At 70.6% G+C, this 19,053-nt stretch carries 18 protein-coding genes; 10 read left to right on the top strand and 8 right to left on the bottom strand.

Features of this window, described 5'->3' with window-relative positions:
- Window position 1: 1 nt before the first annotated feature.
- From OWR29_RS10465 to OWR29_RS10475, 3 genes are read right to left on the bottom strand one after another with little or no spacing between them, the layout of a single operon-like run.
- Window positions 2-718, bottom strand: coding sequence for a mycothiol-dependent nitroreductase Rv2466c family protein (locus OWR29_RS10465; RefSeq protein WP_267562421.1), 717 nt, complete (start codon window positions 716-718; stop codon window positions 2-4).
- Between the two features lie 2 nt (window positions 719-720).
- Complete coding sequence (locus OWR29_RS10470; protein WP_267562422.1) at window positions 721-1,779, bottom strand: NADH:flavin oxidoreductase; 1,059 nt, start codon at window positions 1,777-1,779, stop codon at window positions 721-723.
- Window positions 1,779-3,158: an MFS transporter gene (locus OWR29_RS10475; RefSeq protein ID WP_267562423.1), complete on the bottom strand. Its 1,380-nt coding sequence runs from the start codon at window positions 3,156-3,158 to the stop codon at window positions 1,779-1,781. The genes OWR29_RS10470 and OWR29_RS10475 overlap by 1 nt, the downstream gene beginning before the upstream one ends.
- Before the next feature lie 98 nt (window positions 3,159-3,256).
- Here OWR29_RS10475 and OWR29_RS10480 point away from each other — a divergent pair, with 98 nt between their 5' ends.
- From OWR29_RS10480 to OWR29_RS10490, 3 genes are all read left to right on the top strand, one after another.
- The gene (locus tag OWR29_RS10480) at window positions 3,257-3,697 is read left to right on the top strand and encodes a MarR family winged helix-turn-helix transcriptional regulator (RefSeq protein ID WP_267562424.1); all 441 of its coding nucleotides are present in this window, start codon (window positions 3,257-3,259) and stop codon (window positions 3,695-3,697) included.
- Between the two features lie 257 nt (window positions 3,698-3,954).
- Window positions 3,955-4,107 carry a hypothetical protein gene (locus tag OWR29_RS10485; RefSeq protein WP_267562425.1) on the top strand — a complete coding sequence of 51 codons (153 nt, stop codon included), beginning with the start codon at window positions 3,955-3,957 and terminating at the stop codon, window positions 4,105-4,107.
- A gap of 148 nt (window positions 4,108-4,255) precedes the next feature.
- On the top strand, window positions 4,256-4,870 hold the full coding sequence (locus tag OWR29_RS10490; RefSeq protein WP_267562426.1) for a hypothetical protein: 615 nt from the start codon (window positions 4,256-4,258) through the stop codon (window positions 4,868-4,870).
- Here the strand turns inward: OWR29_RS10490 and OWR29_RS10495 are convergent.
- Window positions 4,865-5,242, bottom strand: coding sequence for a VOC family protein (locus OWR29_RS10495; RefSeq protein ID WP_267562427.1), 378 nt, complete (start codon window positions 5,240-5,242; stop codon window positions 4,865-4,867). The two genes, OWR29_RS10490 and OWR29_RS10495, sit on opposite strands and share 6 nt — an antisense overlap.
- Before the next feature lie 44 nt (window positions 5,243-5,286).
- A complete protein-coding gene (locus OWR29_RS10500) occupies window positions 5,287-6,798 on the bottom strand; it encodes a sensor domain-containing diguanylate cyclase (RefSeq protein WP_267562428.1) in 1,512 nt (503 codons plus the stop codon).
- A 177-nt stretch (window positions 6,799-6,975) separates the two neighbouring features.
- Here OWR29_RS10500 and OWR29_RS10505 point away from each other — a divergent pair, with 177 nt between their 5' ends.
- Window positions 6,976-9,411: a LamG-like jellyroll fold domain-containing protein gene (locus OWR29_RS10505; protein WP_267562429.1), complete on the top strand. Its 2,436-nt coding sequence runs from the start codon at window positions 6,976-6,978 to the stop codon at window positions 9,409-9,411.
- A 48-nt stretch (window positions 9,412-9,459) separates the two neighbouring features.
- Here OWR29_RS10505 and OWR29_RS10510 read toward each other — a convergent pair whose 3' ends face one another.
- Window positions 9,460-10,074 carry a hypothetical protein gene (locus OWR29_RS10510; RefSeq protein WP_267562430.1) on the bottom strand — a complete coding sequence of 205 codons (615 nt, stop codon included), beginning with the start codon at window positions 10,072-10,074 and terminating at the stop codon, window positions 9,460-9,462.
- Between the two features lie 171 nt (window positions 10,075-10,245).
- On the opposite strand from OWR29_RS10510, the gene OWR29_RS10515 reads away from it, so the two are divergent.
- Window positions 10,246-12,015: a glycoside hydrolase family 6 protein gene (locus tag OWR29_RS10515; RefSeq protein ID WP_267562431.1), complete on the top strand. Its 1,770-nt coding sequence runs from the start codon at window positions 10,246-10,248 to the stop codon at window positions 12,013-12,015.
- A gap of 101 nt (window positions 12,016-12,116) precedes the next feature.
- Window positions 12,117-12,869: a PP2C family protein-serine/threonine phosphatase gene (locus OWR29_RS10520; protein WP_267562432.1), complete on the top strand. Its 753-nt coding sequence runs from the start codon at window positions 12,117-12,119 to the stop codon at window positions 12,867-12,869.
- 2 nt (window positions 12,870-12,871) lie between these two features.
- On the opposite strand, the gene OWR29_RS10525 is transcribed toward OWR29_RS10520, so the two are convergent.
- A complete protein-coding gene (locus OWR29_RS10525) occupies window positions 12,872-13,732 on the bottom strand; it encodes a hypothetical protein (protein ID WP_267562433.1) in 861 nt (286 codons plus the stop codon).
- 432 nt (window positions 13,733-14,164) lie between these two features.
- Here OWR29_RS10525 and OWR29_RS10530 point away from each other — a divergent pair, with 432 nt between their 5' ends.
- Genes OWR29_RS10530 through OWR29_RS10545 form a run of 4 tightly spaced genes read left to right on the top strand, consistent with a single transcriptional unit; the run spans window position 14,165 to window position 18,693 of the window.
- The gene (locus OWR29_RS10530) at window positions 14,165-15,769 is read left to right on the top strand and encodes a translation initiation factor III (protein WP_267562434.1); all 1,605 of its coding nucleotides are present in this window, start codon (window positions 14,165-14,167) and stop codon (window positions 15,767-15,769) included.
- Entirely contained in the window at window positions 15,766-17,238 is a 1,473-nt protein-coding gene (locus tag OWR29_RS10535) for an NADH-quinone oxidoreductase subunit NuoF family protein (protein ID WP_267562436.1), read from the top strand. Before OWR29_RS10530 ends, OWR29_RS10535 begins: the two co-directional genes overlap by 4 nt.
- Window positions 17,235-17,780 carry a TlpA family protein disulfide reductase gene (locus OWR29_RS10540; protein ID WP_267562437.1) on the top strand — a complete coding sequence of 182 codons (546 nt, stop codon included), beginning with the start codon at window positions 17,235-17,237 and terminating at the stop codon, window positions 17,778-17,780. The genes OWR29_RS10535 and OWR29_RS10540 overlap by 4 nt, the downstream gene beginning before the upstream one ends.
- A 37-nt stretch (window positions 17,781-17,817) precedes the next feature.
- A complete protein-coding gene (locus tag OWR29_RS10545) occupies window positions 17,818-18,693 on the top strand; it encodes a cytochrome c biogenesis CcdA family protein (protein WP_438872575.1) in 876 nt (291 codons plus the stop codon).
- A gap of 1 nt (window position 18,694) precedes the next feature.
- Here the strand turns inward: OWR29_RS10545 and OWR29_RS10550 are convergent, their stop codons facing one another.
- Entirely contained in the window at window positions 18,695-18,943 is a 249-nt protein-coding gene (locus OWR29_RS10550; RefSeq protein WP_267562440.1) for a PspC domain-containing protein, read from the bottom strand.
- Window positions 18,944-19,053: the final 110 nt, after the last annotated feature.

Consider the following 19,053-nt stretch of genomic DNA (forward strand, 5'->3'; position numbering starts at 1 on the left):
CCTACTTCTTCAGGCGGCGGCTGCCGGCGTGCCAGTCCTCCGTCTTGCCGGGCTCGCTCGTCGTCACGCCGAACGACGGCAGCTGCGGCTGCTCGCGCAGGCTGCGCTTGAGCTCGGCGAACCCGGGGAACCGGGCCAGCCCGACGACGTGGTCCCACAGCACCCCGGCCTGCTCCTCGTCGGGCAGCCGGCTGATCACCGGCCCGAAGAACGCGACACCGGCCGGCGGCTCGAAGTGCACGATCGGCGTGCCGACGTCCTTGCCGGTCAGCGCCAGCGCCTCGTCCGACTCGGCCTGGATCTCGGCGTCCCGCGACGTGTCGTCGAGGAACTCGGTGAGCGAGGACGGCAGCCCGGCCTCGGTGAGCGCGGCCGCGGCCAGCTCGGGGGCGCCCTGCCAGCCCGGCTCGCGCCCCTCGTCGGGGCCGGTCTCGAGGATGCGGGCGCCGTACGCGGCGTACAGCGGGCCGATCGCCTCACGACCGTGCTTCTCGCGCACGGCCGAGGCCACCCGCAGCAGCCGCAGGCCGGCCGTGTGCTGGGCCTCGTACTCCGGCGGGAAGTGGCTGTCGTAGTCGATGTGCGCGTTGATCAGCCGCAGCGAGATGAACCGCCAGTCGACGGTGTAGTCGCGCTGGGCCTGCACGATCCGGATCCACTTGCTGGTCATCCAGGCGAACGGGCAGATCGGGTCGAAGTAGAAGTTGATGTCAGCCATGATCAAGCCTCTCTCGGGTTCACGAAGTACGGCCACCGCCGCAGGTGGTCGATGAAGCGTTCACTCAGGCCGCCGTCCCGCAGATATTGCGCCGTCACGGGCAGCTTCGGGCTTTGGTAGGCAGGGTCGGCCGCCACCTGCCGGGGGAAGTCGCGCCGCAGGATGCCGGCCCGGCCGACGATCACGAAGTCGCAGCCCTCGTCCAGCATCTGCCGGGCCCGCCGGGCGCTCGTGATCTTGCCGGCCGCCCCGACCCGGACGCCCCGCCGGGGCAGGCTGGTGAACACGCTGAGCATGGTCCGTCCGCGGAACGCTCCCGCCTGGACGATCTGGGCGGAGTCCCACAGGGCCAGGTCGAGATAGTCGATCAGCTCCCGATCGAGAATGTCCGCCGTGATCTCGCGCAGTTCCTCCAGGCGCAGCCCGTAGCGCTCGACCGACAGGCGCCAGCCGATCTGGAAGTCGGGCCCGCTGACCCGGCGGATGCCCTCGATCACCTCGAGGGTCAGCCGGGCCCGGTTCTCGGTGCTGCCGCCGTACTTGTCGGTGCGGTGGTTGAGCAGCGGCGACAGGAACTCCGAGAGGATCCAGCCGAAGGCGCCGTGCAGCGAGACACCGTCGAACCCGGCCCGCTCGGCCCGCAGCGCGGCGGCGATGAAGCTGTCCCGGATCCGTTCCACTTCTTCCGTTGTGAGGATGGAGGCCGGTGCCGGGATTCCCCCGATGGCCGGGTTGGCGCGGTGCCCGGCGTGGTGCAGCTGCACCGCCGACAGAGCGCCGCCCTCGCGGATCGCGGACGCCATTCCGGCCAGGCCGGCCACCTGAGCCTCGCTTTGAATGCCTAGCTGCCGTTCGTACGCGATCCCGCCCGCCTCGACATAGGTGGCGCCGGTCTGGATCAGCGCGTAGCCGCCCCGGGCGACCTGCTCCATCCAGTCCTGGTCGTATTTCGACGCGGACCCGTCGTGCTCGCTCTGCTGGTTGACGAGCGGCGCCAGCATGATGCGGTTGCGCAGGGCCGGCCCGTGCCGCAGGGGGAGCGGCTCGAACAGATCGGACATCAGGCCGACCGCCGCGCGACGGCGAACAGGTTGAGCAGAAGACCGGCGACCGCCACCGCGGTGACCAGGACGAGCCCGGGGCGGAAGCTGGTGAAACTGCCGGAGGCGGTGGCCGAGGCGACGAGCGTGCTGGTCACGGCGAGCATGAGGGCCATGCCGACCTGCGCGCTGGTCTGCACGAGCCCGGAGGCCAGCCCCTGCTCGGCGTCCGCGACCCCGTCGGTGGCCTGCGTCATGATCGTGCCGTAGCCGAACGCGAACGCGCCGCCGTTGAGCAGCATGGTCGGCAGCATCTGGACCAGGTAGTGGGGGTGGCTGCCCGCCGTGAGCAGGATCCACAGATAGCTGAGGGTCAGCAGCACCATCGAGACGGTGATCAGGCGAGCGGTTCCCCACGAGCTGACAAGCTTTCCCACGTACGGGGATCCTGCCACCACGACGAGGCCGAGCGGCAGCACCGCGAGCGCCACCTGCAGCGGTGTCCAGCGCAGGACGTCCTGCAGGTACAGCGTCATGATGAACTGAAAGCTCACGTACGAGCCCATCAGCGCGACCATGCTGGCGTTGGCCCGGACGATCGATCCCGTGCGCAGGATGCCGAGCCGGACGAGCGGGTGCCGCACGCGATTCTCGATCAGCACGAAGCCGGCCAGGAGCGCCACGGACGGGATCAGCAGCAGCCAGCTGGTCGTGACCACCGCGTACACAGTCAGCAGCATGCCCGCGGTTAGGGTGACCGCACCGCCCAGATCCGGCCGGCCGGAGGCCGCGGGCTTGTCCCGCGCGATCAGCAGCAGGCCGCCGACCAGCGCGGCCAGGGCGAGCGGGACGGGGACGAGGAAGTTCCAGCGCCAGCCGATGTTGGTCAGCACGCCGCCCAGCAGCAGGCCGGACGAAAAGCCGCTGGCGCTGAACGCGGTGAAGATGGCCAGCGCCCGGTTGCGGGCCGGCCCCTCGGGAAACGTCGTGGTGAGGATCGACAGGGCGGTCGGCGCGGTGAACGCGGCGGCCAGACCTTTGACGAACCGGGTGGCGATCAGCAGGCCGCCGTCGTCGACGAGGCCGCCGATCAGCGACGCGACGGTGAACACGGCCACCGCGACCAGGAAGACCCGGCGTCGGCCGAGCAGGTCGGCGGTGCGGCCGCCGAGCAGCAGCAGGCCGCCGAAGCCGAGCACGTAGCCGTTGACCACCCACTGCAGCGAGGTGGTGGACAGGCCGAGCTCGGCGCCGATGGACGGCAGGGCCACGCCGATGTTCGAGATGTCGAGCCCGTCCAGGAACACGACGATGCAGAGCACCGCCAGGACGCCCCACAGCCGTAACGACCAGCCGACCTGTGGGTTGACGCCGGTAAAACCGGTTTCAGTGGTTGTCATGCCGAGGAAGTTACATGCACATGCATTCAATGCGCACGCATAAGAGTTGTAAGTAACAGATGCGCGGGCATGGAGCTGTCGGTGAGTAGGATGCAGGCATGGAGGGTGAGAGCTGCCTGGTCGACCGCTGGCGGACGCTGCTGTCCAGCTACAACGGGGTCGCCTCCCACCTCGAACGCGCGCTGCAGGAACGGCACGGCCTCACGCTGAGTGAGTTCGAGACGCTGGACCGTCTCGCCGAGGCCTTGGACAAGCCCCGCATGCAAGAGCTGGCCGCCGCCATGTACCTGAGCCAGTCGGCCCTGTCGCGCACAGTGGCCCGCCTGGAAAAGGGCGGCCTCGTCGAGCGCATCCACTGCGTGGCCGACCGCCGCGGCGTGGTCGTCGAGCTGACCGAGGCCGGCCGCCTACGCCACAACGAGGCCCGAGCCACCCACCTGGCCGTCCTGGCCGAACACCTCAACGACATGCCGGCCCGCCCCACCCTCAGCAACGAGGTCAGCCCCCAGGCAGCCGACACCCCCGTGGGCTCGGCCTGAACCACTACGAGGGCTGCACCTGGAAAGGCAGGCACCGCCACGCCTTCGTGGCCCTGCATCATCTGGATTCATTGCCCAGCGCCGGAATGACTCTCCACCGGCTGCTACACGGCGAACCCACCTCGACAACGAGCGGTCGTGCAACGGATGGACCGGAACAGCCTTACTTCGACGCCTGCAAGCCCTTGCTAGCCCGCCTCATCGGCAGTCGCGCGGTATCCCGAGGCCAGTGCCAGTCCCGGGTCGCGCGTCCCGGCATGACGATCAGCGACCGCCAGGCCGAGGCTGACGACTGGGCGATTCCCGGGCACTGGGAAGGCGAAATGTCCATCGCCGACAACGGCGGTCCGCCATCGGACATGGCGGCAACGGGAACGCCAACGGCCTGCTTCGCCAGTCCCAACGGCTGACCCCCAGGAATGGAACCCCCCAGACCGCCGGCCAGCAGCAGTGTTGCAACGACCTGGAATCCGGCGGGATGGCGCGGCCCGGTTCCAGAAACGGTCGAATTCTCGGATAAACGGGCGGCCGACCGTCGGCTCGACCAGGCTTGACGGGGTGAGTGAGAGCGGGCGGGCCGAGCTGGTCCGGGGTGTTGAGCAGCGCCTCGAAGCGACCCTGCACGCGTTCCCCGGGCTGCGCCTCGACCCGATTCCGGCCGCCCTGCTCACAGCGCCGCCGCCGGCCACTCGGATTTTGCGGGGTGGCCGCTTGCCCGGCTTGGGTGACCACACGCAAGAGGTGTACGAGGTCACGCGCGACCTGTGGCAGCAGGCCGGCTGCCGGGTGAACGAGACCGGGCCGGCCGACGGTCGCACCCTGATCGTCAACGACCCGGCCGGCTATGTGATCACGTTGACCCAGCACCCGGGTGACGACCCCGTCCTGACCGTGGCCTCGCCGCCGCAGCAGGCCCGGCTGGTTGACCCTCCGTTGCTGGCCGGGCTGGTGGCCGGGCTGGCCCTCGGGTGTGTCGGGCCGTGCGGGGCGATGGGGTCGATGACGCTCTTCCCGGCTATGGCGGGCTGGTCGGGGCCGTTCTGGGCCTGGGTTCCGCTCTACCTGTTGATCGGCGTGGGTTCCGTGTGGCGGCCGGAGACGCGGCGCTTCGGGGCCGGGCTGCTGGGCAGCGGCGCCCTCGTCGGGGTCATGGTCGCGTGGGTGTTCTCATGACGTGGCGGGCGGCGTGAACAGGTTGACCAAGGTGCCGTCGGGGTCGCGGAACAGCAGCGACCGGTTGCCCCAGGGCATCGTCGTCGGCTCCTGAACCACGTCGTCGAGCATTGGCCGCAGGCGGGCGAACTCGGCGTCCACGTCGTCCACGCGGAACTCGACGATGGCCGTGCGGTTGGCGGCCGGTTCGGCCGAGCCCTCGCCGAACAGCTTGACGGTGGCGGTGCCGCCGATGGCGAGCGTGGCGCCGGGCAGCGCGATCTCGGCGAAGTCGGGTGTGTGCCGCTTCGCGGCCTGGCCGGTGACCTGCTCGTAGAAGCCGGTGAGGCGGTCGACGTGGTCGGTGATGATCCGTACTGATGCGAAGTTCATGACGACGACGCTAAACGCGATACCGGACAGGTTCCGCCCGGTATCTAGAAACTGGCCTGCGCCCGGCGGTAGCCGCCCCCGCTTCGCTTGGTCGCCCGCTTGGCCTCGTACATGGCGGCGTCCGCGCCCTTCATGAGCGCCTCGTAGTCGGTGGCGTCGTCGGGGTAGAGGGCGATGCCCACGCTGCCGCCGATCGACACCTCCTCGCCGTCGATGGCGAAGGGCCGGCGCAGCCGGTCGCAGATCCGCCCGGCGACCACGCTGGCCACGGCCTCGTCGGCGTCGCTGGTGAGCAGGATGGCGAACTCGTCGCCGCCGAGCCGGGCCACCACGTCGTTGTCGCGTACGGCGCCCAGCAGGCGCTTGGCCACCTGCTGCAGCAGCACGTCGCCGGCCTGGTGCCCGGCGGTGTCGTTGACCTGCTTGAAGCCGTTCAGGTCGAGCACCATGAGGGCCACCCGGTCGCGGACGGCCCCGGCGTCGCGGACGGCCGCCTCGGCCCGGTCGATCAGGTGCGTACGGTTCGGAAGTCCGGTCAGCGAGTCGTGGAACGCCTGGTGGCTGAGCTCGGCCACGTGCACCTGAGCCGCCTGGCGCATGCCGGCGCTGTCGACGATGAGGCCGCCCTCGACCGACAGCTGCTCGGCCAGGATCCGGTCCCGGAACGTCCACTCCCGGGTGGCGCCCGAGTCGCCGCACATGATCATGCCGACCGGGCCCTGGGCCGACATCAGCGGCATGGCCACGAACGACTTGAGCTTCATCAGAAGGGCGAGGTCGCAGGGCCGTACGGCGGACGTGGCCGAGTCGTTGGCCAGCGCGATCTTCCCGTCCTGGATCGCCTGCCACACCGGTGACTCGGTGGCCGGCTTGCCCACCACCTCGGCGATCGTGGCGTCGCCCTCGGGCAGGCCCACGCTGTGCACGTAGCGGACGGTGCTGTCCGGGTCGACCAGGATCACCGCGGCGTGCTCGGTGCGGAACCCCTCGGCCGACGAGGCGGCCAGGATCCGGCCGGCGTCCTCGACGCTGGTGGCGGCCATGCCCTGCTCGAACAGGCGCCGGATGGTGCTGGTGGTGTGCGAGACGAACTGGCGCTGCTTCTCGGCGGCCAAGCCCTGCAGGGTGGCCGCGAAGTGCAGGGCGAGCGGGGCCAGCACGTCGGCCCGCAGCGCGCCCAGGTCGCCGCCGGTGAGCAGCAGGACGCCGACGGTCTGCCCGCCGATGCGCAGGCGGACGGCCATCTGCTCGCCGCTGACCAGGGGCTTGGCGCCGGCCGCCATCCGGAAGATCTTGCCCGCGGTGAGGGTGTCGCGGCTGCCGGCCGGCCCGACGCGGGCCGTCACGGTGAGCAGGCCGGTCTCGGAGTCGAGCTCGAAGACGGTGGCCGCGGTCAGCCCGGCCGCTTCCCGCAGGTGCGGCACGCACAGGTCCAGCACGTGCTGCACCGAGGGCGTGTCCTTGGTCATGAATGAGACGAGGTCGCCGAGCAGGGCGTCCTGGGGGTCCGCCCCCAGGACGGCGCCCGCCGTTCCCGTACCGCTGCTCAAGGTCATGCCAGAAAGGTCGGCACCGGCCCGGCGGGTCTGACGAGCAAGGGGTCGCAGTTCGGGTGCAGACGGGCAGATATTGACGCTCATGAAACCTTGACGTCATCTGGAGCAGATTGTTGAGATGTGTTTGGTCATGAGTGACCCCGAGCGCAACCCCTGCCACCGAAGGGAACATCGCGCGTGAAGAAACATCTTGCCGTCGGCCTGATCGCCGGACTGTTGCTCGCCGGCGCCGCCACCCCCGCCTACGCCGCCCCCACCTGGCACGCCGGCATCCCGCCCATCGCCACCCCGTGGACCGACAAGGTCGGCCCGAACAACGCGTTGCCCGAGTACCCCCGCCCGCAACTCACCCGCGACAAGTGGCAGAACCTCAACGGCGTCTGGGAGTTCGCCAAGGCGGACGTCGGGCAGGCCGTGCCCACGGGGCAGAGCCTCGGTGAGCGCGTCCTGGTCCCGTACCCCATCGAAAGCGCTCTTTCCGGCATCCAGCGGCGCGAGGACCGCATGTGGTACCGCCGCAATTTCACCGTGCCCACGGGCTGGAAGGTGGGGCAGGGCAACCGCCTGCGCCTCAACTTCGGGGCGGTCGACTACGACTCCAAGATCTTCGTGAACGGCACCCAGGTCGCGACCCACCGCGGCGGCTACGACGGGTTCGACGTCGACGTGACCGACGCGCTCAAGGGCACCGGCCCGCAAGAGTTGATCGTCTGGGCCGAGGACCTGACCGACGCCACCGGGCAGCCGATCGGCAAGCAGCGCCGCACGAGCGACCGCGGCATCTTCTACCAGGGCAGTTCCGGCATCTGGCGTACGGTCTGGATGGAACCCGTTCCGGCCGACTCCATCGGCGGTCTGACCCTGACGCCGTCGCTCTCCGACGTGACAGTCGAGGTCGCGGCGCCGGCCGGAACGACGGTCAAAGCCGTGGCCCGCGACGGCAGCCGTACGGTCGGCTCGGTGACCGGCGCGGCCGGGACCCCACTGCGGCTGCCGATCAGCAAGCCCAAGCTGTGGTCGCCCGACAAGCCTTTCCTGTACGACCTGGACGTCTCGCTTCTGAGCGCCGGCAAGACCGTGGACAAGGTGGGGTCGTACTTCGGGCTCCGGACGATCGGCTCGAAGAAGGGGGCCGACGGCAAGCTCCGCATCACGGTCAACGGCAAGATCCTGTTCAACATGATGAACCTCGACCAGGGCTTCTGGCCGGACGGCCTCTACACCGCGCCGACCGACGCCGCCCTGAAGTGGGACCTGCAGCAGGACAAGGCCATGGGCTTCAACGCGGTCCGCAAGCACATCAAGGTCGAACCCGACCGCTGGTACTACTGGGCCGACAAGCTGGGCCTGCTGGTCTGGCAGGACATGCCGTCGGGCAACACCGGCCCGCTGCCGGCCGAGTGGCGTGACCAGTTCGAGGCCGAGCTGCACGAGATGGTCCGCGAGCACCGGTCGTGGACGTCGATCGTCGCCTGGGTGCCGTTCAACGAGGGCTGGGGCGAGTGGGACCGCGCCGCCACCGGCCGCATCGCCGACTCGGTGAAGGCGCAGGACCCGTCCCGGCTGGTCAACGCGCACAGCGGCGTGAACTGCTGCAACTCCAAGGGTGACTCCGGCCGAGGCGACGTGATCGACTTCCACCAGTACCTCGGGCCGGCCTCACCGTCGCCGTCCGAGACGCGGGTGGCGATCGACGGCGAGCACGGCGGCTACGGCCTGAAGGTTTCCAACCACATGTGGTTCGGCGACGGTCAGGCGTACGAGATGACGCCCGACAAGGCGACGCTGACCGCCAAGTACGTCGCGAACCAGCAGGACGTGCTGACCTCAGCCCAGCACTGCGGCATCAGCGCGGCCATCTACACCCAGATCACGGACGTCGAGGCCGAGCTGAACGGCTTCTTCACGTATGACCGGCAGGTCACGAAGATGGATCTGCGCCAGGTCAAAGCGATCAACCAGAAGATCGTCCGCGAGGCCGATGGATCCGGTACTTCGGTGCCGCCGCCGCCCGCCGGCACCCCCGGTCTGGAGGGTGTCGCGTACTGGCCGCTGGACGGTTCGTACGGGTCGCTGACGCCGGCCGGTACTTTCGTCGAGGGTCACACGGGCCAGGGCGTGGCGCTCAACGGCTCGTCCGAGTTCCTGGACGCGGGCAAGCCGGTGCTGAACACGGCGTCGGACTACTCGGCCGCGGCCTGGGTCAAGCTCGACAAGGCCGACGGCGCGTTCCAGACGGTGGTGTCGCAGGACGGCCCCACGGTCAGCGACTTCTTCCTGCAGTACTCCGGGGCCGACCAGCGGTTCGCGATGAGCTTCGCCGGCGTGCGGGCGCTCGGCCCGAGCAAGCCCGAGGTCGGCCGCTGGTACCACCTCGTGGGCGTCCGGGACACGGTCAAGGGCGAATTGCGGCTGTACGTGGATGGTGAGCTCGCCGGGACGGCCGGGGCCTGCCTGCCGCAAGGCGCACCGACCGGCAACACGGTGATCGGCCGCGGCAAGTACAACGGCAACCCGGTCGACTACCTGGACGGCACGGTCGACCAGGTGCACCTGTACGACCGGGCGCTGTCACCGACGGAGATCCGGGAGCTCTACGCGTCCAACCAGTAGTTCTCGGAGCGGAGCGCCGCACCGGACGTGAGGTCCGGTGCGGCGCTGCTACGAGATCGTCGACTCCGAGGCGGCGGTCTGGCGGCGGGCCTCGGCCACGTCGGCCATCAGGTCGTCCCAGTCGGGGTCGGAGCGCAGCGGGGCGACGCCGGACGGACCGCCGACGCGGGCATTGGCGTACTCCCACCAGGCCGCCACGCGTACGGGCCAGAGACCGACCCGCATCGCGCCGGCGAGAAAGCATCGGTGCGCGAGCAGCGTCGCGGCCAGGGTTTCCGGGTCGAGCTGGAGGGTCGCGTCGTCGATCGCCTTGCCGAGGGCGCGCACATCGCGGTGCATCTCGGAGTATGAGATGAGATTGGGCATCGCCGGCAATCGGCGGTGGGCGCCGGGCTCGACGAGATCGTCGGCGTAGGCCGGGTTGAACACCATGTCGCCGACCGTGACGATCAGCGGCAGCACCGCGCGCCCGTCGCGCACGTCGAGCTGGACCGCGGGCTCGCGGGTGGGGACGAAGACGGATTCAGCAGCGAGGATCTCGTCCGGATCGAGCCGGGCCGTGTCGCCCAGCGCGGGCATGTGGATCTCGAGAAAACCCCGGCGAACCTTGACCTCGACGCCCGGAACCTCGGCCAGCGCCTCGGTCAACTCCCATACCTGCACGGCTCTGTTATAGCCGATGCATCCAAGTTGAGCCCGTTGTTAACAGACGATTGCGGTGGGAGCGCTCCCATGTCATGCTGTCGAAACAGCCGGGGAGCGATGCCCCTCGATGTAACTCCGGCTTATCCCCGGGCGCTACGGGCGCCGCCGCATGTCTCGAGGAGCCACCACATGAGACCTGTCCTCATCCGCGGTCTGACCGCGGCTGCCGCCGCATCGCTCATCACCGGTCTCGGCGTGTTCGCCGCGACCAGTGCGAGCGCCGCGGCCGGCTGCCGGGTCGACTACACCGCCAACAGTTGGAGCACCGGCTTCACCGGGAACGTCAGCGTGACCAACCTCGGTGACCCGATCTCCGGCGGCTGGCGCCTGACCTGGACCTTCCCGGGCAACCAGCAGGTCACCCAGGGCTGGAGCGCCACGATCACGCAGTCCGGCGCGAACGTGACCGCGACCAACCCGTCCTGGGCGGGCTCGCTGCCGACCAACGGCAACGCGACCTTCGGCTTCAACGCCAGCTACTCGGGCACGAACACCGCGCCCGCGACCTTCTCGCTGAACGGGACGGCGTGCACCGGTTCCACCGGCCCCACCTCGCCTCCGCCCAGCACCCCGAACCCGACGACCCCGCCGCCCACCACACCCCCGCCCACGACTCCGCCGCCGACCACCCCGCCGCCGGCCGGCAGCAAGGTCGACAACCCGTACGCGGGCGCCAAGGGCTACGTCAACCCGGAGTGGAAGGCCAAGGCGGACGCCGAGCCCGGCGGCAGCCGGGTCTCGAACAACCCGACCGCCGTCTGGCTGGACCGGATCGCCGCGATCCAGGGCACCGACGACAGCAGCTCCAACGGCTCGATGGGTCTGCGCGACCACCTGGACGCCGCTGTCGCCCAGGGCGCCGGCTACATCCAGCTCGTCATCTACAACCTGCCCGGCCGTGACTGCGCCGCGCTGGCCTCCAACGGCGAGCTCGGCCCGAACGACCTGCCGCGCTACAAGGCCGAGTACATCGACCCGATCGCCGCGATCCAGGCCGACGCCAAGTACCGCAGCCTGCGCATCATCAACATCATCGAGATCGACTCGCTGCCCAACCTGGTCACCAACACCTCGGGCCAGGCCGGCGGCACCGCGACCTGCGACACGATGAAGGCCAACGGCGGGTACGTCCAGGGCATCGGCTACGCGCTGAACAAGCTGGGCGCGCTGTCCAACACCTACAACTACGTCGACGCCGCCCACCACGGCTGGATCGGCTGGGACTCGAACTTCGGCCCCACCGCCGACATCATGCTGCAGGCCGCCCAGGCCTCGGGCAGCGTCAACAACGTCACCGGCTTCATCACCAACACGGCCAACTACTCGGCCCTGCGCGAGCCGTTCGTGCAGCCGACCACCACGGTCGGCGGCCAGAGCGTCCGGCAATCGAAGTGGGTGGACTGGAACCAGTACACCGACGAGCTGACCTTCGCCCAGGCCTTCCGCCAGAAGCTGGTCTCGGTCGGCTTCAACTCCAACATCGGCATGCTGATCGACACCAGCCGCAACGGCTGGGGCGGCTCGGCCCGCCCGACCGCGGCCAGCACCTCCACCAGCGTCGACACCTACGTCAACGAGTCGCGCATCGACCGCCGGATCCACGCCGGCAACTGGTGCAACCAGTCCGGCGCCGGCCTGGGCGAACGCCCGACCGCGGCCCCGGCCAGCGGCATCGACGCCTACGTCTGGGTCAAGCCCCCGGGCGAGTCGGACGGCTCCTCCTCGCTCATCCCGAACGACGAGGGCAAGGGCTTCGACCGGATGTGCGACCCGACCTACACCGGTAACGCCCGCAACGGCAACAGCCTGAGCGGCGCCCTGCCCAACGCGCCGATCTCCGGCGCCTGGTTCTCGGCGCAGTTCCGCCAGCTGATGGCCAACGCTTACCCGGCGCTCTGACGCTGACGGGTAAATAGGACCGCCGGGCCCCGCTCTAACCCACGAGGAGCGGGGCCCGGTGTATCAGACACGCGTTTCCTGAACGGGTGTAAAAAGGACAGGTGGACATCAGCAAGGTCGCCTGGACCACTGCCGGCCGTCGCCTCACCGCGGCGGCCGGCAGCGTCGTGGGGGAGCGTTACACCGAGAACTACGACGTGGTGCACCTCGACCCGGGCGGGCCGCTGGCGGTGGTGGCCGACGGCATGGGTTCGGGCCCGGGCAGCACGGTCGCCGGGGCCACGGCGGTCGAGGTCTTCCTGCGCGAGGTCCTGGTCGGCGACCCGCCGGCGGCCCTGCGAAAGGCCGTTTCCCAGGCCCAGGACGCCGTACGCCGGGCCGGCAGCAACCTCGACGAGCTGACCGGCTGCACGCTGACCGCGTTCGTGGCGGCCGGTGACGACTCGTCGGCCTGGGTCGTGCAGCTCGGCGACTCCCGCGTCTACCGCCTGCGCGACGGCCTGCTCGAGCTGCTGACCGTCGACCACACGATCGCCTGGCTGGGCGTGCTGCACGGCTGGTTCGCGGCCGACTCCGACGAGGCCAAGGCGGCCCGCTACCGCCTGACCCGGTACGTCGGCCACCCCGACGACCCCGAGCCCGACCTGCTCAACGTCACCCTGCGACCGGGCGACGTGTACCTGCTGTGCACCGACGGCGTCTCCGACCAGCTGACGTACGAGCGGCTGACCCGCATCCTGGCCGCCGACGACCCCGCGGCGGCCACGCACACCCTGCTCGACGACACGCTCGCGGCCGGCGGCGCCGACAACGCCACCGCCGTCGTCGTCCGGGTCGAGCGTTCCGTCGAGTAGAGCTAGCGCCGGCGGCGGTCCGGCATGCTGTAGAACCCGGTGGGCAGCGAGGACTCGGCGGCGAGCTGGCGGCGGTTGCGCGAGCGCAGCCGCAGCAGCATGCCGACGCCCAGGAAGACCATGAGCGCGCCGACGATCAGGCCGATGCCGAGCACGTTCGAGCTGCTCGAGGCCGGGTTGAGCGCGGCCGCCTCGGTCGAGGCCGGGTCGGCCTGCGGCTCCTCGGCCACCGCCTCCTCGTCGACCTCGGGCGCCGCCTCGGTCTCGCTCGGGGTGGGCGACGGGGTCGGGCTCGGGCTGGGCTTGGCCGCGACCGGGCTGACCACCTGGGCCTGCGAGCCGGTCGAGCTGAGCAGGCGCCCGACGCCGTCGAAGGCCTGCGCCTGGAAGGTCACCTCGCCGTTGTCGGGGCCGGTGAAGGCGACGCTCCACTGCCCGGTCACCGTGCGGTCGCGGCACAGCTGGCCGGGGTCCAAGCGCTCGTCGACGATGGTCGCCGCCTCGTCCTGGACCGAGGCCCGTACGGGGAAGGACTGGTTGTTCTCGACCCGGGTGACCCGCACCTGGTCGAGGCTGATGCCCTTGGTCTCGACGGTCAGCGCCCAGCGCACCTTGAGACAGCGCCGGCCGCGATCGGTGGAGGCCACCGCGGTGAGGGTCTTGGCGTCCTTGCCGATCGTGAACGTCGACGGCGCCCTACCGACCTTCACCTCGAAGCCGGGCACATCCGCGGACGCCGGGGCGCACCAAGCCGCCACCGTCGCCACCATGAGAACCAGAACAGCGCCGATCCGGCCCCCGGCCCGGGTCAGGTGCCGCATGCCGATCATCTCCTTCTCGCCCGGCAGTCGATACGCCTGCACGGAAGATGGTTCGCAGATACGCACCGAAAGGTTCACCGGGTGCGATGAGTCACTGAACCGTGACGCCTTAATTTTCGCTTAGGCAACAGTTTCTTCGGCGTGTCCGCGCAGCTCAGCGGCGGTTCGGTGCCTCCGCGAGCCGGTCCGGCGACAAAAGTCGGTCCGAGCGTTCATCCGATCCCGTTCGCAGCACGTAGTTGGTGGATGGGCAGGGACCGGCCGACCGCCGATCGCTGCCCGGCAACAACGTGAAGCAGGGGGCATTCCCCACGGATGCCTGCGTCCCACCGCCCACGGGACGTGACCGCTGCGGAGAACGAGGAGTCAATGGCCAGGTCGAAGAACAACGAGCGATCCGCCAATCGTGTGGCCGTCGATGTCGGAGCTACCGGAAAGGGTGAGCCCTCCAGGGGAGCAGTAGCCATCCTGGCCGTGAGCGTGATCGCGGCCCTCTGGGCGGTCGCCATGCTGACCAAGCCCGGCCGGGTCGGCTACGTGTACGTGTTCACCTACACCGAGTACTACATCGGCGTCATCACGCTCGTTTCGCTCTCCATCACCATCATGATCGGCCTGGTCTCCACCGACCGGCTGGTCCTCTCGATCCGCCAGCGGGTGCTGCTGCAGTCCGCGCACCGCACCACCGGCGTCATCGCGGTGACCTCGCTGTTCCTGCACGTGTGGATGAAGATCGTCGAGAACCACGCCTCGGTGATCGACGCGTTCATCCCGTTCCTCTACGCCGGCGACAAGCGGGTGTGGATCGGCTTCGGCACGATCTCGGGCTGGGTCATGGTGCTGGTCATGTGGACCGGCATCGCGCGCTCCCGGTTCGTCGGCCGCGGCAGCCCCTGGATGTGGCGCGGCATCCACTCCATCTCGTACCTGATCTGGCCGACCGCCCTGATGCACGGCCTGAGCGCCGGCCGCCCCGCCGCCACCTGGGTCATCGTCAGCTACATCGTCTGCGTGCTCGGCGTGCTGGTCGGCCTGGCCGTCCGCCTCTCGGTCTCGCTCAACCGCCGCAAGGACTTCTCGTCGACCGCCGCGTCGGGCGGCGTGAAGCCGGTCGGCTCGCTGGTGCCCACCAGCTCGCCGGTCATGAAGCGCCCCGGCCGTCGCGAACCCGCCCCCGTCGAGCCGCAGACGCTCGGCCCGGTCGCCGTCGTCGACAGCTTCCGCCCGGCCGCCAACCCGGTCAGCCCGCCGCCCATGGCGCCCCCGCCGATGGAGGACGACCTGGTCGCGCCCCGGCAGCGCCGGGCCCGCGCCGAGGAGATGTACGACGAGCCGACCGGCATGATGCCGCAGTACGACGACGAGCGCCCGCGCCGTGGCCGCCGGGTCGAGGAAGAGATCGAGTACGACGAGCCGCGCGGCCGGCGCTACCCGGGCGAGGACACCAGCACCCGCATGCGCCGCCCAGGCCCCGACGAGACCGGCACCCGGATGCGTCTGGACGACACCGGCACCCGGATGCGTCTTGACGACACCGGCACGCGGATGCGCCGGCCCGGCCCCGAGGACACGGGCACCCGGATGCGTCGCGACGAGCTCGAGACCACCGGCACGCGCATGCGCTTCGACGAGTACGAGGAGCCGGCCCCGCGCCGCCGCCGGTACGCCGACGACGACGAGCCCGCGCCGCGCTCGCGCCGCCGGGGCGACATGCCGCTGGCCGACGAGGCGCCCCGCGGCGGCCGGTACGACGCCCGCGACGAGTACGACGACGTGCCCCGCCAGCGTGGCGGCCGCTACGCCGAGCCGGCCCGCTACGAGGACGACTACGACGACGCCCCGCGCGGCCGCCGCGGCGAGGACTCGGGACGGCACAGCCGGGCCGGGTTCGTCGACGGCGACGGCTACGTCGAGTCCGACGAGACGCCGACCCTGGTCGACATGGCGCCGGGCCGCCGCGGCCGGGGCGAGTCCTCGCGGGTCGAGGCGGGCCGGGCCGGCCGCCGCGGTGGGCGCGGGCGGGACGACGAGGCAACTGACGACGGCTACTGGTCGCAGCTGCGAGGGGAATCGAATTGAGCACGTCGCAGGTTCCGCCGGTCACCGCGATCGGCACCCCGCGCATCACCGCGGGCTTCGACGAGTACGGCCGGCTCGACCTGCTCGCCCACCAGGAGGTGCACGGCGGGTTCGCCGCGCTGTCCTCGGGCGAGCTGATCGGCCTGGCCGACCGCATCGAGCTGCGCGGCCGCGGCGGCGCGGGCTTCCCGTTCGCCCGCAAGGTGCGCGCCGTGCTCGACTCGTGCCGCCGGCAGGAGCTCCCGCCGGTCATCGTGGTCAACGCGACCGAGGGTGAGCCGCCGTCCTGGAAGGACAAGGCCGTCCTCACCCGCGGTCCGCACCTGATCCTGGACGGCGCCGCGCTGGCCGCGGCCGCGCTCGACGCCGAGGAGATCGTCATCGGCATCGCCGACGACGGCATCGGCGAGAGCTCGATCACCGCGGCCCTGTCCGAGCGGCGGATGCCCTGCCCGACCCGGATCGTCACCGTCCCGCACCGGTTCATCAGCGGCGAGGGCGGCGCGCTGGTGCGCGGCATCAACGGCGAGGCGCACATCCCGCCCGGCCGCAAGGTGCGCTCCAGCGACAACGGCGTGATGGGCCTGCCCACCCTGCTCTCCAACGCCGAGACGTTCTCGCAGCTGGCCATCGCGGCCCGGCTCGGCCCGTGGGAGTACAACGCGGTCGGCATCCCCGAGGAGCCGGGCACGGTCATGCTGACCGTGGGCGGCTCGGCCACCAGCCCGGCCGTGGTCGAGGCGCCGACCGGCACCCCGCTCATGGACGTGCTCAACATGTGCGGCGCCGACATCGGCCCCGGCCTGCTGGTCGGCGGCTACCACGGCAAGTGGATCACCGCCGAGGCCGCGCAGACCGTCACCATCTCGCGCAAGGGCTTCGCCTCGGTGGGCGGCACCCTCGGCGCCGGCATGCTGATCCCGATCGGCTCCAAGACCTGCCCGCTGGGCGAGGTCTCGCAGGTCGTGCAGTACCTGGCCGGCGAGTCGGCCGGCCAGTGCGGCCCGTGCCGGCTGGGCCTGCCCGACCTGGCCCGCGCGGTGACGCTGGTGTCGCTGGGCGGCAACGCGGTCGAGAACGTGCGGCAGGCGGCCGGCGTGGTCAAGGGCCGCGGCGCGTGCAGCCACCCCGACGGCACGGCCCGGTTCGCGCTGTCCGCGCTCGAGGTGTTCGCCAAGGACGTCGAGGCCCACACCAACGGCGAGGGCTGCGGCAAGAGCGTCAAGGGCATCCTGCCGTTGCCGTACACGGCCGAGCAGGGCGCGCGCCGGCTCGCGGTCGACTGGTCGCGCTGCGACGGGCACGGCCTGTGCTCGGCGGTCGCCCCCGAGATCATCCGGCTCGACGCCAACGGCTTCCCGGCGTTCCCGCAGACGCCGCTGCCGCCGTGGCTCGAGAACGGCGCCCGCAAGGCCGTCAACGTCTGCCCGGCCCTGGCCCTGCGCCTCACCGAGGAGGCCTCGAAGTGAAACGTCGCGCGTTGCTCGCCTCGGTGCTTTTGCTGGCCGGTTGCAGCAGCGCGCCGCCGGAGCAGGAGGCGGCCTTCGTCCAGCCGCCTCCGTCCGCCCCGACTGCGTCTTCCTCACCAGCGGCGGCGCCGATCGTCGTCCCCGCCACCCTGAAATTCAGTGGCAAGACGCTCGACGGGCAGCCGTTCGACGCGACCACCCTCGCGGGCAAGCCGACCATCCTGTGGTTTTGGGCCCCGTGGTGCGCCACCTGCGCCAGCGAGGCCCAGAGCGTCCGCGACCTGCAGGACGAGTTCGGCAGCCGCCTCAACTTCCTCGGCATCGCCGGCATGGGCGGCAACAAGGACATGCACCAGTTCGTCAAGGACCTCGAGGTGAGCAACGTGACCCACCTCGACGACCAGGCCGGCAAGATCTGGAAGAAATTCAAGATCACCGAGCAGAGCCTGTACGTCGTCCTCGACCGCACCGGCCAGGTCGTCACCACCGGCTACCTCGACGACCTGCAGCTGACCAGGCAAGTGAAGTCGCTGGTCGCCTGACGTGGGCGGCGAGCTGCTGCTGGCCCTGACCGCCGGCATGCTCGGCGCGGTCAACCCGTGCGGCTTCGCCCTGCTCCCGGCCTACCTGTCGGTGCTGGTCGCGGCGGAACCGGGCCGTCCCGCGGCAGCCGTCTGGCGGGCGCTGCGGGCCGGTGTGCTGCTGGCCATCGGGTACGCGGTGGTGTTCGGCGCCTTCGGCCTGGTGCTCACTCCCGTGGCCGGGGTGCTGCAGCCGCGTCTGCCCTGGCTCACGGTCGTGCTCGGCCTGGCGCTGGCCGCGCTCGGGATCTGGCTGCTGGCCGGGCGAGGCTTGCCGTCCTTGACCGTACGGGCCCCCGCGCTGACCGGGTCGGCGGCGTCCACGGTGCTGTTCGGCATGGCGTACGCAGTGGCCTCCCTGGGTTGCGCCGTCGGCCCCTTCCTGGCGCTCGTGGTGTCCAGCCTGCGCGCCGGGTCCATCGGCTCGGGTGTCGCGCTCTTTCTCGCGTACGCCGGGGGAATGGCCCTTGTCGTCAGTGCGACAGCCGTAGCCGTAGCCCTCGTGCGCGTCTCGGTAATCGGCCGGATGCGCAGCCTGCTAGCGATCGTGCCCCGCCTGGGCGGCGCCGTGCTGGTGATCAGCGGCCTCTACGTGGCGTACTACGGCTGGTACGAGATCCGCCTGGCCGGCAACCTGCGCCTGGCCGGCACCGACCCGGTCATCAACGCCGCCGCCGAGATCCAGCGCTCGTTGAGCGGCGTGGTCTCGGCCGCAGGCGCGTGGCCGTTCCTAGCCGTCGTAGCCGTGGCGCTGCTGATCCTCCTGGTGACGAAGAAACGGCCCGCACAAGGCGGGCCGTTCTCCAGCGAAAGAGTTGAAGTGTCGGGCTCCGAGCCGGCGGTGGGCGGCCGACCGGCTCAGAGCAGGAACTAGGTCAGACGGCCGGCGGGTACGGGGTGGTCGCGAAGGCCGGCTTCTCCGACGGCATCAGGATCCAGAGGATCGGGTAGATCAGGATCTGGCTGCCCGGGATGGCCAGCAGGACCACGACGAAGAGCAGGCGGGCCAGCCACGGGTCGATCCCGAAGCGGCGGGCGAGTCCTGCGACGACACCGGCGATGAGCCGGCCCTCGCGCGGCCGGGTGAGGCCCTGGCGGGACATGCTGTCGTGCACGGTGTTCATGGCTGTCTCTCTCATTCCTTCTGGCTCGTTCGGCCTGATGCATCAATCGTCGGCTTTTTGCCTGCCCGGCAACATCGGGATCTGCCCTGGCTCGACCCTGATGTGCCAAC

It is taken from the genome of Paractinoplanes pyxinae (genome assembly GCF_026626335.1).
In the GTDB taxonomy this organism is placed as follows: domain Bacteria; phylum Actinomycetota; class Actinomycetes; order Mycobacteriales; family Micromonosporaceae; genus Actinoplanes; species Actinoplanes pyxinae.